Consider the following 12,350-nt stretch of genomic DNA (forward strand, 5'->3'; position numbering starts at 1 on the left):
TTCTTGTACCACCGTAGGAATAGTTATTATGTTGCGAAATTTTATTCCAACATTCTTTACAACAAAAAATCCAGTCTTTATGAATTATGGATTTAACCCTGTAATGAATTTTATCTTGCTTATGACATAGATCACATTTTTTCATTCATGTTTAACTTTGATAAATAAAATCTTAGATAAGAACAAATATGATTGAATGTTCACGAAAAGGTTTTTATTTTGTCACTATAATTATGCACTCTAAACATCCTGATGCAAAGCAGTGGTTTTTATGGGTGCGTTTATTTTTGACTGCTCGATAAAAAATCTAATTTTTACTTTTTTAATTTTAAAAATAAATTCATTATTTACTTGAAAATTCTTAATGCTTTTATTTAACGTTATAAATAAAATTTTTTATTATACATGGAAACTAGAACTTTAAAAAGAAAATCACGATTCTTATTTAATTGACTTTAATATAATTTTAATAAAATATTAAACTATGAACATTTATTTATTTTGGATATTATTTTTAGCTCTATGGGCAATAGTTCCCTTAATGATTATTAAAGGTAGAGCAGACGAAGCACCTAAAATTCAGACTTCACCAAAAGTTAAAGAAAAGAAAAAAGGTTGGTTTAATTAAGATCAATCTCTTATTTATTAGTTATCTGATAGGTAAATCTAAATAATTTAAATTAGAGTCTCTGTAAATTTTATAGTTTTATAGGTGAAAAATTTTGAGAGCAAACTTTTTTTAGTTGTTCTTGGTGTTAGATCAGAAAAAGTTAATATTGAAATTCATTATGTTAATTAGGTTATTAGATCTAAAATTGAAGATAAATTCGATGATTTAAGAAAGTATTGGTTTGAATCCCCAAAAGGTTTGCATATTGATAGCTATAAAAAAATAGAATATTCAAATGGCTGTAAGATCAATTTAATTAATTTTGAAAAAGGATAAATAGAAGAAGACAACTAGTAAAAAAAATAAGTCTCAAAAATATTTATGGGTTGTCATTATTGGAGGATATAGCTCGACTTCTATGCAAGAAAAATATGAGTTTGGATTAGTTATAGCTTCAACTAAAATAGAGGCAAAAAATATAGATAAATATAAATTGCTTATTCCCTGTAAAAAAGGATAATGAAGATATTTCAAAATTAAAAACTTTTAGTAATATTGATAATTGCCAAGTTATTAATAAAATAGACAGATGGCAAATAAAGTTAATACCTAAGGAAAATTTTTTAATCAAAACTATGGACCAGATTGGTTGGGATATAAAATATGAAAATTAAGAATTTAGGATAAATTTTATTTAGGAGGATCATTATTTTATAATTTAAAAAGTTTTATTTGATTTTTCGTTGAGATTTATAAAAACTTATTCAATTAATTTTTTAATGATAATGGTATCAATAATTTTACCTATAAGTTTTTTTCAGATCTTTGATTTTTTTTACAGTAAAAATTCTCCAAATTACAATCCATTTAAATTAAGAGATATTATTCATAATGGCAAATCTTTATATATTAGAGATGATCTGGGTTGGTATTATTTAAGTTCGGGTTTCTTAGGTGAAAGTAGATATGGTAAAAATTATTTTAATGTTAAAACTGATGAAAATGGATTTCGCGTAAATCATGTAAAAGAAAATGAATTTTATGAAAATGAAATCTCAAGAGAAAAGATTTTATTCTTGGGAGATTCATTTACTTTTGGAGTAGCATTAGATTGGAATGATAGTTTTGTCGGAATATTAAATAACCAGTTTAATTTGCATGCTGTTAATGCAGGAGTAAATTCTTATGCCCCAACTGCTTATAAATTTAAATTAAAAGGTTTAATTGAGAATGGTTTTATTTCTAGAAACCAAAAAATTGTTATTGGTCTTGATATTAGTGATGTGTTTGATGAGTCAACTAGATGGACCGAATTTAAAGGTAAGCCTGCACTTATGCAAGAAGTTAGAAAATTCTCTAGACAGTCCTTATCTGCAATTGATGTTCCTAATAATTCTTCGAAAAATAAGAAAAAAATTTTTAAGAACTTCTATGTTAAAAAAAATTTTAAATTAACTTATCAGATATATTATGGTATGGAGTCATTTGTAAAAAGGTTTGTGGATGATATTCAAGTAAGAAATAATGATAGGTCTAAGTTTACGCATAAAGAATGGGAATTAATTGATCATAAGTTTTCGCCATTGGGGATTGAGCAAGGTCTTAATAAAATAAGAAAAAATTTAATGGAGATTTCTCAATTTACTTCAAAAAATAATAATGAACTATATTTACTTATTTATCCTTGGCCAGCTCAACTTTCATATGAAAATTTATTTGACTGGCCAGAATATGTAGAGTCATTATGTATTGAGATAGATTGCTCAGGCGTAATAAATACCTTCCCTGTTTTTAATTCATATAAGGAAAATTCAAAATCTTGGCAAAAAGAATTATATATAAGGGGCGATATGCATTTTAATCAAAAAGGAAATTATATTCTGGCTGAAATAATTGCTAATGAACTTAAAAAGTAATAACAACTTAAATCCTGGAAGATTTATAAAGTAGATAATAACCTCCACTTAGAGAAATTAAAATAGGTGACCAAGTTGCGATAATTGGACTTAATAAACCTTTTACTCCAAATGAACTAAATAAGAAAGACATGACGTAATATATCAAAATGAGAATCACACTTATCCCAAAACCTTGTCCTTTTGAAGATCTGATATTGGACTTTGAACCAAGAGTACTGCCAATTAATCCAAAAACTAAGCAAGCACAAGGTAACGTAAATTTTTCTTGAATACGAACTTGAATTCTCCTTGTTTCTTTCAAGTTTCCAGTTTGTTGATAAATTTTTTCAGCTTTTAAAGCTTGTTTAAGGGTCATCTTAGCTGCATCTTTTGGAACTTCTGCTAATTTCAAGGGACCTTCATCGAATGGATATACATATCTACTAAATTGAACAATGGTTGACTGACCATTAGAATCTACTGAAACTAAGCTTCCATTAGAAAATATCCATGCAGTATTTTTCTTATCAAAAATTGCTTTCTCTGCTTTTAAAATCTGTCGAAAACCCATTCTTGATAAATCTAATACTGTAACTTCATTCATCTGTTTGTTTTTATATCTTGCTGCATAAAAAATATGAGTTAAGTAATTATTTAATTTTGTTGGATTGTTTGTTTCTTGTTCAATTCTTGATCCATATCTAGAAAACATAATATTTTCTTTCCCTTCTTCTGTATTAAATGATTTACCTATTCCTCCTCTTAATGTAGTTTCAGCTAATTTATTACTCGCAGGAACTAAATTATCGTTAAAGTAAAAAGTTAACCCTGTCATAAATATTGAAAGAGCAATGGCTGGAGAAATAATTCTTGAAGTTTTTATACCCAAAGATTTCAATGCCAACAATTCAGAGTTGCTTGATAACTTTCCATAGGCTAATAATGTTGAAAGTAAAACTGCCATTGGGAATGATAAGACTAAAAAACTGGGTAAACTAAAAAAAAGAACTTTTAAAGCTAAAAATAAAGGTAAACCAAATTCAACTATTTTTCTTATAAGATCAAACATTACTCCAACAGATAATGAAATAACAGTAAAAGCAGAAATTGCAAATATCATGGGAGGTATTATTTGCCCTAACAACCATCTATCTATTAAAGGAAGAAAATACCAAGGAGAAATTATTTTATAAATAGTTCTTTTAATAAGTGATTGATTTGAAAGTTTCAAAAGAAGATTATTTTTTTACTGTCTTTTTTAACATTATAAAATATCAACGATTTAGAAACCAATATAAAATTTATAGTTAAGAACAATATTTTTATTTTCTTAGTTTCAATAATTAATCAGAAAAATAATTTATTAACACTTGCAATAAAACAAGAAATTTGGTTTCTTAAAAAAAAACAGTTAAAGCATGAAAAATAAAACTTTGATATACAAATGCAATTGCGTACACTGCCAACAAAAAATAAATCAAATTAATAATTCAAAAATATATTGGGACAAATTAATTTCAAGAAAAAATTTGCTATAGTTCCCCAACTAAATCCTCTAAAGTTTTAAAACTTTTTTAAGAAGCTATTTTAAAAAATGTTATCTTCATGAAAAAAAAAGTTTTACGATCTTTACAAGTAAGTATTTTTAGAATAATGATGTTACTTAGCTTTTTGATTTTTTTTGTAGATCATATTTTCTCGATTTAAAAGAAGAAGGATAATCAAAATACAAGATGGAATGAGAATAAAATCTAAAGACATACATTTTTTTCAATCAATTTATATTTAGCAAATAAAAATGTCTTTGACACTAGTGTTTTGTCTTTAAGATTTTATTCAATAAGTCAAAAATTATTTAAATATTTATTTTGTTGGCTTGCTTTTAAAATTGAAAGAGCTTGCAAGTATCCCACCGGCAAGCTCATGACGACATAGTTAATTCAGTTTTTGATTAACCAGCTAAGCACTTCCTAAATGCTTTCTTTATCTTACTAAGTAAAATTACTTACTGTGAGTATAAATGCTTATTTTAGCGTTTATCTGCAAATTTGATAACAAAAGGTGACCCAATAGAATTTATGGCCTATTAATTGTTTTTAAACAGAAATGTAACATATTGACCCATAACTACTCAGAGGCGAATCATTAGAGGCTTTTGGTTTACATAAGTTAATATTCGTGTTACTTTAGTTAACAATTATTATCATTTTAAATGACAAAATCAGGAGTTACTACAGAATCAGGTGGAAGACAGAATATGTTCCCATCAGAAACTAGGCCTTATATTGACGAAACTGTATCTTACGATGGATATCCTCAAAATGCAGAAAAAGTGAATGGTAGATGGGCTATGGTTGGTTTTGTTGCACTATTAGGAGCCTACATAACAACAGGACAAATCATACCAGGAATTTTTTAACACCTAAATTGCTTTTTATGAAATTTTTGTAAAAAGTTATTTTTTAAAGTCTTTTTAAATAATAAATATAAGCTCTATTTAAATAAATTAACCTGCTACTTGTACCAATATTTATTTTAAATTTGAAAATAAGAAAAACCAAACTAATGTTATTGCGTTTAGGCTAAATATTATTCCAAGAAATATATAAGCAAACTTTTTGCCAATAAATGCTGTATCCGGTTCAAGCTTTACTCTCATTAAATCCTAAGATTATCTCGATAAAGATAGCATCAGTTAACGAATAAATTTAAGTTTTAAAGAAAAATAAAATTAATTAACATACTTGCTAAGTCAATTTTAAAAGCTAAGTAATTATAAGATTTTAAAATTCTAGAGGGGATATAAACAATAATGTTATTATTTTTGCTTATAAATAAACCTCTTTAGTTTGAATAATTATTATGCCAATTTAGATTAGTAAAATTGGCCAAATAATCATTTCTCAAAAATAGATTTGTTTATGTTAACCATAAAACTAAAAAATTATTATAAATAAAATCCTTAGAAATTAAATAGAATTTTATTTTATTCTGGTTTAAAGTATTCTGCTCTGTTTTAAATAGGATTATTCAAAACTCAATTACTAAAGATCATTTTTAAAAAAAATTTGCGAAAAAAAAATAGCCTAATTTAAACTTTAATCAGGCTATATAAAAATCAAAACTTATATTAGATAAATCCAGGAATAATTTGACCTGTTGTTAAATAAGCTCCAACCAAAGCAACAAAGCCTAGCATCGCAAATCTTCCGTTAAGCTTTTCAGCAACGATTTTTTCTTTTTCTATTATTTTGGATTGGTTATTTTTCATTAAAACCAGCCAGGAATAATTTGACCTGTTGTGACGTAAGCACCAACAGCTGCTACGAAACCTAACATCGCTGCCCAACCGTTAAAACGTTCTGCTTCTGGAGTCATTTTTTTAATGTAATTATTAACAAATATAACACATATATTTATTTATGTAAAGAAAATTAAGGATTATTGATTAATTATCTTTAGAAATTGTAAAAGTGATACATATATGTGTCGAATTATACCTTATTGGCGGGTTGCTTTTGTTCTGTTATTTTTAAATTTGAGACAAAAAAAATTAAAAACTAATACCTTTTTTTTAGGGAAAATCCTCATTTAGAGGTGATTTAAATTAATATATTAATAGAGTCAGCTAGTAGGGATACAGGCTGACTCTTTTTTTTTAGAATTTTTGATTTTTGACTAAAAGTAGTTTTTAAAGTGCAAATAATTGCTATTAATAAATTAGATATATATATGAATTTATGTCATTCGCGACTTACTACATGCATTTAATTTTTGGAAGGATTCCTTCTCTAATGAGTTCTGATTTAATACTTTATATCTTGCCTGCTCTTACAATTTCAATATTATTCTTTAGCCTTAAAATAATGTTTTTCAATACTCCTAAATTGAGAAAGGTTAAATAATCAAGAATTTTAGAATTATTTTTTTACTGAAGCACCCAATTTTTTTAATTTTGGATACTAGACTTTTTTTCGGCAACTCAAAAAAATAGAGACTTTATTGGTGATGTACTATCCAGAATTCTAACAAAAGGTTCAGTATTGGAAATCGGGAGTAGCAGCGGTGAACATGGATTGGTTTTTTCAAAAACGCTTTCCAGGAATAATATGGCAAACAAATGACTCAGAGTTAGAGCATATAAAAAGTATAAGTTCTTGTATTGATTATGAAGACCTAACTAAAAAAAATGCCCCAGACTCTTGAGATTGATGTAGAAAAAATTACTTGGAAAATTCCATTAAGATTAGCTCATTCTTTGCAAGGAATAGTCTCTATAAATATGATTCGTGTAGCATATTGGTCTTGTACAGTAGCTCTTTAAAGAGTTAGGGAAATTACTTAATAAGGGGCGATTTTTGATTTTCTATGGGCCATTTAAAATTTGTAATAAGCAAATAAGTGAAATGAATTATTTTTTCGATAATTCATTAAAAATGCAAAATGATCTTCGAAGTATGAAAAATCTTGAGGAAGTTTGTGATGAGAGTAAGAAAAATGGTTTTTTAAAGAGGATATTATTAAGATGCCTGCAAATAATTTTTCAATAATTTATAGAAAAGTTTCCTAATAAGGCAAATATAAATATCAATAAGTTATTAAAGTTCATCATATAAGATGATCAACCTGATAGTTTTTTGCTCCATTCTTTATGCTTTTGATCTAAATCTGAAATTTTTTCGCCTAAACTCAACTGTCTTTCTAATAATTCAATTTTTGTAAGTGTTATTTTTTCCGAATAAAATTTAATGGGCTGCTTACCATGTAAATTGTCGCCACTCATAGAATTACTAAAATCATGAGTATTTTCTACGATGAAAAATTTGTTATTGCTAATTCTTTTATATTCTTTTCAGATTTGCGCAAATTAATGTGATAAAGAATAGATGCTTATTGAGTTTTTACTCCACCATTTTGTATGAAGATTGCCAAATATATTTTTCTTTCTTGATGTCTGATTCAACAGCAACGCAATTGCAAGCAATATTCCATAGAGCTTTGTGTATTGGATCAGGATTAAAAAGATATGCTTTTTTAAAGGCTTTTTTAATTAAGACAGTTGCTTTTTTAGCATGATAATGAGGGATCGTTGGACATACATGATGAACGACATGGCTAGAACCTATATTATGGTGAAGAAAATTAAGGATTCTACCGTAAGGTCTGTCAATAGATAGAAATGCCCCTTTCATAAAGGAAAATTCCGTATTTGAAAGATGAGGTACATCTGAATCGGTATGATGAAGCCATGTATAAACTACTAGCCAACAATTAACTACTAATAAAGGGCCAAAATACAGAGCAATTACTGGAAATAATCCATACTTAAAAACTAAATAAACAATGCCCACTAATGTCAAACCTACACCAATATCTGATATCCAAACTTTCTTGGTCCATATTGATGGCCATAATGCTTTAGAAAATGGTTTAATTGGCCAAAAATGATTTGAAGTACCATACTTAAGACCTCCTGTACTTCCCGTAAGTAAATAAGCAGGCCAGCCGAATATTAGATGTAAAACAAGTTGAAGAATTCCATAATTTTTCTTACCTAAGGAATTTGAAAAATGTAATTCTTTTTCGCCGCCAACTTTTTCTGTAACTCCATTCCCATTAATGACTAAAGGGACGTGAGTTTCTCCATTGGAAATGTTATTTGTGAATCGATGATGAACTGCATGAGAACGCTGCCAAGAAAAATAAGGTACTAGAAGTAATGAATGTAGTAAATAACCAGTTATAGATTCTAATGTCTTGTTTTTAGAGAATGCTCCATGCCCACATTCATGTGCTATTACCCAGAATCCCATTGAAGTGGTACCTGATATTAATGCGTAAATAATCCAAATTGGGATCATTTTTGGGGTAAATGGAATAGATAACCCTATCGCAACTACTAATGATTGAATTAAAGCTGATTGTAAAAGATACCTCAAAGAAGTTTTGGTATTGCACTTAAAGTAGTGCTCGGGGATAACATCCTTAAATTCTTTTATGCTTGGAATATCTTTATCCTCTATTACAAGCGCTTGGCCTTTAAGACCAGAAAATTTTATATTACTCAAATTTTTTTGGTTAAGAATTTTTTTTAAATAAAAGTGAATTTATATTTCCTATTATCCATCACAGGATCTCATAATGAAAAGAGTTTATAAATTTTTTCGGTAAACTTTTTATAATTTTAATTTCATCTAAAAATAGATTAGTTTGTGCCAAATATTTTTTATTTTATTCTTTTATCGCAATCTTTTTAATTTTTTCTTTATTTCTTAAGCTGATTGTCTTGGCTCTTCTCCAAAGCTCAATTAATTTAAAGACCGCGTATATACCTCTTAGGTAAACCAGATTGTTTACGTGGCTTTACTAGTATAGGTAAAACAATAACACCTACCGTAAAAAGACAGATTGGAGCAACTACCATCAATATAGATTCTAGAGACATGAATAATTTTGAATTTATTAATAAATAGCAGGAATTTTTTTTAAAGTCATGCGTATTTATATCTATTTTGTAAGAGTAGATTCAAAATTTTTATAAATTATTAAGTAAAAAAGAAAAAAAGATTAAAAAAAATCAATTTTTTTATAATTCATCCTATTTACTTAATCATTACTTAAAAATAGATTGGTTATGGATGAAGAAAAAAATTGGATGCTTATGACTTATTATTGTCCAATTCATGGTGATTCAGGTCTAGTAAAACCGGTTCAACTAACAAAAAAAGAAATTAGTAAAACATTCTTAAAAAAAGGTAAGAGTTCTAAAAATTAATTTTTTAAATATAACCTAAGATATTATGATAATTTTCTATATTCTTTATTGAAATCTGTTTAATTAAAATTGATATCTTACAAAAATCCCATAAGCTGCTTTTTTTTATCAGCAGTATTGCAAAATAAATTAAAAAAATAACTTAATTTGTATCAGAATCGCATGTTAATTCACATTGATTAAGTTCATGAGATGATATCTTTTCTAAAATTCTTAACATATCAATTTCGGAAAGCTCTCCATTCGAGTTCCATTTTAAAGTTGTTTTCCTTTGAGGTGAATTTTTTTTATTCATTTTGCTCGCCCCCTTTTAAATGAACTTCTAAACAACGAGTAATACATTCTTGATGACCATCCACAATACTGCATTCAGTAATACACTCAAAATATGAATTAATAGAATCTATTTCTGTGTTCTTGTTGGTAGAAACAAATGAATCATTCATAATATTATTAAATTTATTTGGAATAGAGATATAGCACGAATTTATGTTCAATAATTTAATTTATTAAGTGAATTAGAAAAAATAAGTATTATTTACTAAAGCTATATTTCACTTAGTTTTCCTTCAAAAAATTAGTATTAACATTCTTTTATAAGATAAAAGAAAAAAACACTTTTGATTATTTAATATTATTCTTATATGTTAATCTCTCAAAAAAATCAGCATAAAGACTGATTTACTTTTAAGTAATTTAGTTAGAAGATAAAAAAGTATACTTTTAGATTTTTAAATGAAATCATTAATTAATTGGCTTTCGAAAATGTTAGAGAGTATGGCAAATGCTTTTATGCATCCCTTAAAAAATGATTTGCCTCCATCTATTGGTCCTCATGCCTATAGCAGTATTCCCATAAAAAGAAAATTGAGAAGAAGATTGAATTAGGTATTAACTTATAGGAATTAATTTTTCATTTTTATTATCCCAAATAATATATTTGAAGCAGTTATAAAAATCTCTTAATTTTAAGAACTTTGATTGTTGGAGCAAATGAATGTTTGCTTTATGACAAGCTCTTAAATTGTAATTTGGTATTCTCTCAGAGAGATGATGAATGCTGTGGAAGGATATGTCTGCTAAAAACCAATTTAGCCAATTAGGGATATCTAAATTGCTACTACCTAAAATAGCTCCATCGATGAGGTCCCAATTTTTTGTATTTTTAGCATATGCATTTTCATAGTTATGTTGTACGAAAAAAACACATATTAAAATTGCTGCTGATAATGTTAATACAATAGAATAAAATGATAAGAAAAAAACTAACCCCAACCATTTACACATAAAAATCCACCCTATTATTACTACTATGTTATTGATTATTAATTCACTTAGTTCTCCGAAATTATCTCCATAATCAGAAAAAGGTGGTTTGACTCTTGAATTAATAGATAGAAGTTGAGAAATTTGTCTGTTTTTTATTTTGATAAAAGTCTCTTTTAAAATATCTTTAATTAAATTAAAAATAATAATAACAAGTCCTAATCTTGGTTTTAAAACCAAGTAAAAAAAACCGCCAGGGAGAAGCATCATCCAGTTTCGACTTACTTTATATAATATTTGCTCTCTTTTTGTAAGGGATTCATAATCTTCAAGACTTAAAACATCTACCGGCCCTTTGTAAATTTCCCAATTGCCATTATTTCTATGATGAAATGCATGATCAATCGACCATGACTTTTGTGGAATACCATTAACCAAGCCAAGTAAAAATCCAAAGAAGCGGTTTAATTTCCGTTTTGTAAAAAGAGAATTATGACCGCAATCATGCATTAATGAGAATGTGCGAGAAGAGAATAGAGTTAGTAGAACTATCAAAGGTATTAATAGAAATCCTTTAATCAATAATGAAAAAGGTTGATTTGTGATGTGGTAGATAATTAACCAAATTGAGATTATCGGAAAGATGGTAGTAATAATTTGATAAGAGGCTCTAACATTATTTCTTTTTAGAAATGGCTTTATTAAAAATTCACCTCTATTAACTCTAAGCATATTTATTGTATTTTTTTGATACTAACAATTTTTAAAAAGTATTGATTATTTAATAAACAATAAAAAATTTTAAAAATCATACTAAAGAATAAATTCTTTAGACATAGTTCTCAATTGATCTAGATTTAATCTTTCTAAGTAATTTTTAAAGTCACTAAGATTCCTAGTAGAGTCAGAATTTTTACTCTCGTAAAGAAGACTATTAGAAATTAACTCAATAAGATGATCTTTATCCATAACTCCTTATAGACCAAAATTTATGTTAAAAAAATTAAGGTCTTGAATTCGAGATCATTGACTCATCTCTATTAAGGGTAATTTTTTATAAATTTTTTAAATCTTGTTCTATTTTTTCTAATCTTTCATTTAATTCTTTTTGTTCCTTAATTAAGGCTTTTTTCTTTTCTGAAAGCTCTCTGTTCAAAGGGGAATTGAAATATTTTTGGTAAGAGACAAAAAAAACTGCTATTGCTAAAGCAATGCCAAGAGCACCAATTATTAAAATCGGAGATGAAGGAAAATCGTAAAATGGAATTGACAATTTACTTTAATAAAAATAAATTCTAGCTATCTCATAAACAAAAAAATGAGTAATAAATACTTATTATTTAAAAAGCTTTATGGTAATTATGTTAGCTTTTTTGTGAAAAATAAATAAGGTTAATCTTTAATTAAATTTTTTAAATAAGTATTTGTACAGCTGTCAAAGAATGAATAACTGATAATGATTAAACTAGTAAAAAATTTTTCATGAAGAAAATCATAAATAAAAAACATAATAAAAATGAACCATGGTTTAAATGGTTAACGAGAGAACTTAATTCTTATGAAGCTTTTCAGGATTTTGAATCAGGCAAGAATCCACGAGATGTAGCAGAGGATTTTATTTCTAGAAATAGTACTGCTATTTCAGAAGTTTTTGATAATTTTGATGAAGAAGATAAAGATACACTCAATCAGTTTCTTAAATTAACCGAATGCGAGATGCATGTCTTTAGAATTCTTGAAAAACAAATAGAATTTAGAAACAAGGTAAGATTTGTAGATTTTAAAAAAAGAAAAAAATGAG

At 26.7% G+C, this 12,350-nt stretch carries 20 protein-coding genes; 10 read left to right on the forward strand and 10 right to left on the reverse strand.

The window, feature by feature from the left end:
• The first annotated feature begins 484 nt into the window (after positions 1–484).
• The 3 genes from EU98_RS09975 to EU98_RS01545 all read left to right on the forward strand — a co-directional run bounded on the left by EU98_RS09975 (position 485) and on the right by EU98_RS01545 (position 2,526).
• Positions 485–628 (forward strand): hypothetical protein, encoded by a 144-nt coding sequence (locus EU98_RS09975; RefSeq protein ID WP_193743039.1) that lies wholly within the window; start codon positions 485–487, stop codon positions 626–628.
• A gap of 186 nt (positions 629–814) precedes the next feature.
• Positions 815–946 carry a DUF1543 domain-containing protein gene (locus EU98_RS10105; protein ID WP_241466410.1) on the forward strand — a complete coding sequence of 44 codons (132 nt, stop codon included), beginning with the start codon at positions 815–817 and terminating at the stop codon, positions 944–946.
• 449 nt (positions 947–1,395) lie between these two features.
• Entirely contained in the window at positions 1,396–2,526 is a 1,131-nt protein-coding gene (locus EU98_RS01545; protein WP_032516307.1) for a hypothetical protein, read from the forward strand.
• A 7-nt stretch (positions 2,527–2,533) separates the two neighbouring features.
• Here EU98_RS01545 and EU98_RS01540 read toward each other — a convergent pair whose 3' ends face one another.
• Positions 2,534–3,739, reverse strand: a complete 1,206-nt coding sequence (locus EU98_RS01540) for an LptF/LptG family permease (RefSeq protein WP_032516308.1) — start codon at positions 3,737–3,739, stop codon at positions 2,534–2,536.
• Between the two features lie 981 nt (positions 3,740–4,720).
• Here EU98_RS01540 and EU98_RS01535 point away from each other — a divergent pair.
• Positions 4,721–4,927 carry a high light inducible protein gene (locus EU98_RS01535; RefSeq protein WP_011863507.1) on the forward strand — a complete coding sequence of 69 codons (207 nt, stop codon included), beginning with the start codon at positions 4,721–4,723 and terminating at the stop codon, positions 4,925–4,927.
• A 711-nt stretch (positions 4,928–5,638) separates the two neighbouring features.
• Here the strand turns inward: EU98_RS01535 and EU98_RS01530 are convergent.
• Positions 5,639–5,779, reverse strand: coding sequence for a high light inducible protein (locus EU98_RS01530; RefSeq protein ID WP_032516309.1), 141 nt, complete (start codon positions 5,777–5,779; stop codon positions 5,639–5,641).
• Positions 5,779–5,886: a high light inducible protein gene (locus EU98_RS0109165; RefSeq protein ID WP_011132751.1), complete on the reverse strand. Its 108-nt coding sequence runs from the start codon at positions 5,884–5,886 to the stop codon at positions 5,779–5,781. Before EU98_RS0109165 ends, EU98_RS01530 begins: the two co-directional genes overlap by 1 nt.
• Before the next feature lie 644 nt (positions 5,887–6,530).
• Between EU98_RS0109165 and EU98_RS10200 the strand changes: the two genes are divergently transcribed.
• The 3 genes from EU98_RS10200 (at position 6,531) to EU98_RS10210 (ending at position 7,058) form a co-directional block, all read left to right on the forward strand.
• Positions 6,531–6,632: a hypothetical protein gene (locus EU98_RS10200; protein ID WP_342665663.1), complete on the forward strand. Its 102-nt coding sequence runs from the start codon at positions 6,531–6,533 to the stop codon at positions 6,630–6,632.
• 65 nt (positions 6,633–6,697) lie between these two features.
• Positions 6,698–6,832, forward strand: a complete 135-nt coding sequence (locus EU98_RS10205) for a hypothetical protein (RefSeq protein WP_342665657.1) — start codon at positions 6,698–6,700, stop codon at positions 6,830–6,832.
• A 34-nt stretch (positions 6,833–6,866) separates the two neighbouring features.
• Positions 6,867–7,058, forward strand: coding sequence for a hypothetical protein (locus EU98_RS10210; protein WP_342665658.1), 192 nt, complete (start codon positions 6,867–6,869; stop codon positions 7,056–7,058).
• A 71-nt stretch (positions 7,059–7,129) separates the two neighbouring features.
• Here the strand turns inward: EU98_RS10210 and EU98_RS09980 are convergent, their stop codons facing one another.
• Positions 7,130–7,291 carry a hypothetical protein gene (locus EU98_RS09980; protein ID WP_179852416.1) on the reverse strand — a complete coding sequence of 54 codons (162 nt, stop codon included), beginning with the start codon at positions 7,289–7,291 and terminating at the stop codon, positions 7,130–7,132.
• 118 nt (positions 7,292–7,409) lie between these two features.
• Positions 7,410–8,576: a fatty acid desaturase gene (locus EU98_RS01525; protein WP_032516310.1), complete on the reverse strand. Its 1,167-nt coding sequence runs from the start codon at positions 8,574–8,576 to the stop codon at positions 7,410–7,412.
• Positions 8,577–9,142: 566 nt separating this feature from the next.
• On the opposite strand from EU98_RS01525, the gene EU98_RS09985 reads away from it, so the two are divergent.
• Positions 9,143–9,283: a hypothetical protein gene (locus EU98_RS09985; RefSeq protein ID WP_193743040.1), complete on the forward strand. Its 141-nt coding sequence runs from the start codon at positions 9,143–9,145 to the stop codon at positions 9,281–9,283.
• Between the two features lie 142 nt (positions 9,284–9,425).
• On the opposite strand, the gene EU98_RS09990 is transcribed toward EU98_RS09985, so the two are convergent.
• The gene (locus EU98_RS09990) at positions 9,426–9,578 is read right to left on the reverse strand and encodes a hypothetical protein (RefSeq protein ID WP_167315829.1); all 153 of its coding nucleotides are present in this window, start codon (positions 9,576–9,578) and stop codon (positions 9,426–9,428) included.
• Positions 9,571–9,729 (reverse strand): hypothetical protein, encoded by a 159-nt coding sequence (locus EU98_RS09995; RefSeq protein WP_193743041.1) that lies wholly within the window; start codon positions 9,727–9,729, stop codon positions 9,571–9,573. Before EU98_RS09995 ends, EU98_RS09990 begins: the two co-directional genes overlap by 8 nt.
• A 289-nt stretch (positions 9,730–10,018) precedes the next feature.
• On the opposite strand from EU98_RS09995, the gene EU98_RS10000 reads away from it, so the two are divergent.
• Complete coding sequence (locus tag EU98_RS10000) at positions 10,019–10,171, forward strand: hypothetical protein (protein WP_193743042.1); 153 nt, start codon at positions 10,019–10,021, stop codon at positions 10,169–10,171.
• A gap of 3 nt (positions 10,172–10,174) precedes the next feature.
• Here the strand turns inward: EU98_RS10000 and EU98_RS01520 are convergent, their stop codons facing one another.
• The 3 genes from EU98_RS01520 to EU98_RS01515 form a co-directional block, all read right to left on the reverse strand.
• Entirely contained in the window at positions 10,175–11,281 is a 1,107-nt protein-coding gene (locus tag EU98_RS01520) for a fatty acid desaturase (RefSeq protein WP_032516311.1), read from the reverse strand.
• Between the two features lie 81 nt (positions 11,282–11,362).
• A complete protein-coding gene (locus EU98_RS10005) occupies positions 11,363–11,518 on the reverse strand; it encodes a hypothetical protein (protein ID WP_011819000.1) in 156 nt (51 codons plus the stop codon).
• Between the two features lie 85 nt (positions 11,519–11,603).
• On the reverse strand, positions 11,604–11,822 hold the full coding sequence (locus tag EU98_RS01515) for a M protein (RefSeq protein ID WP_032516312.1): 219 nt from the start codon (positions 11,820–11,822) through the stop codon (positions 11,604–11,606).
• A gap of 209 nt (positions 11,823–12,031) precedes the next feature.
• On the opposite strand from EU98_RS01515, the gene EU98_RS01510 reads away from it, so the two are divergent.
• Positions 12,032–12,349 (forward strand): hypothetical protein, encoded by a 318-nt coding sequence (locus EU98_RS01510; protein WP_032516313.1) that lies wholly within the window; start codon positions 12,032–12,034, stop codon positions 12,347–12,349.
• The last annotated feature ends 1 nt before the right edge of the window (position 12,350 follow it).

This window comes from Prochlorococcus marinus str. MIT 9314 (assembly GCF_000760035.1).
Lineage (GTDB): Bacteria > Cyanobacteriota > Cyanobacteriia > PCC-6307 > Cyanobiaceae > Prochlorococcus_A > Prochlorococcus_A marinus_B.

Excerpts from the sequence above, each read along its gene's own strand:
- EU98_RS09975 (WP_193743039.1), top strand. The coding sequence starts at position 485 with ATGAACATTTATTTATTTTGGATATTATTTTTAGCTCTATGGGCAATA.
- EU98_RS01545 (WP_032516307.1), top strand. The coding sequence starts at position 1,396 with ATGGTATCAATAATTTTACCTATAAGTTTTTTTCAGATCTTTGATTTT.
- EU98_RS01535 (WP_011863507.1), top strand. The coding sequence starts at position 4,721 with ATGACAAAATCAGGAGTTACTACAGAATCAGGTGGAAGACAGAATATG.
- EU98_RS01530 (WP_032516309.1), bottom strand. The coding sequence starts at position 5,779 with ATGAAAAATAACCAATCCAAAATAATAGAAAAAGAAAAAATCGTTGCT.
- EU98_RS0109165 (WP_011132751.1), bottom strand. The coding sequence starts at position 5,886 with ATGACTCCAGAAGCAGAACGTTTTAACGGTTGGGCAGCGATGTTAGGT.
- EU98_RS10205 (WP_342665657.1), top strand. The coding sequence starts at position 6,698 with ATGCCCCAGACTCTTGAGATTGATGTAGAAAAAATTACTTGGAAAATT.
- EU98_RS09980 (WP_179852416.1), bottom strand. The coding sequence starts at position 7,291 with ATGAGTGGCGACAATTTACATGGTAAGCAGCCCATTAAATTTTATTCG.
- EU98_RS09985 (WP_193743040.1), top strand. The coding sequence starts at position 9,143 with ATGGATGAAGAAAAAAATTGGATGCTTATGACTTATTATTGTCCAATT.
- EU98_RS09990 (WP_167315829.1), bottom strand. The coding sequence starts at position 9,578 with ATGAATAAAAAAAATTCACCTCAAAGGAAAACAACTTTAAAATGGAAC.
- EU98_RS09995 (WP_193743041.1), bottom strand. The coding sequence starts at position 9,729 with ATGAATGATTCATTTGTTTCTACCAACAAGAACACAGAAATAGATTCT.
- EU98_RS10000 (WP_193743042.1), top strand. The coding sequence starts at position 10,019 with ATGAAATCATTAATTAATTGGCTTTCGAAAATGTTAGAGAGTATGGCA.
- EU98_RS01520 (WP_032516311.1), bottom strand. The coding sequence starts at position 11,281 with ATGCTTAGAGTTAATAGAGGTGAATTTTTAATAAAGCCATTTCTAAAA.
- EU98_RS10005 (WP_011819000.1), bottom strand. The coding sequence starts at position 11,518 with ATGGATAAAGATCATCTTATTGAGTTAATTTCTAATAGTCTTCTTTAC.
- EU98_RS01510 (WP_032516313.1), top strand. The coding sequence starts at position 12,032 with ATGAAGAAAATCATAAATAAAAAACATAATAAAAATGAACCATGGTTT.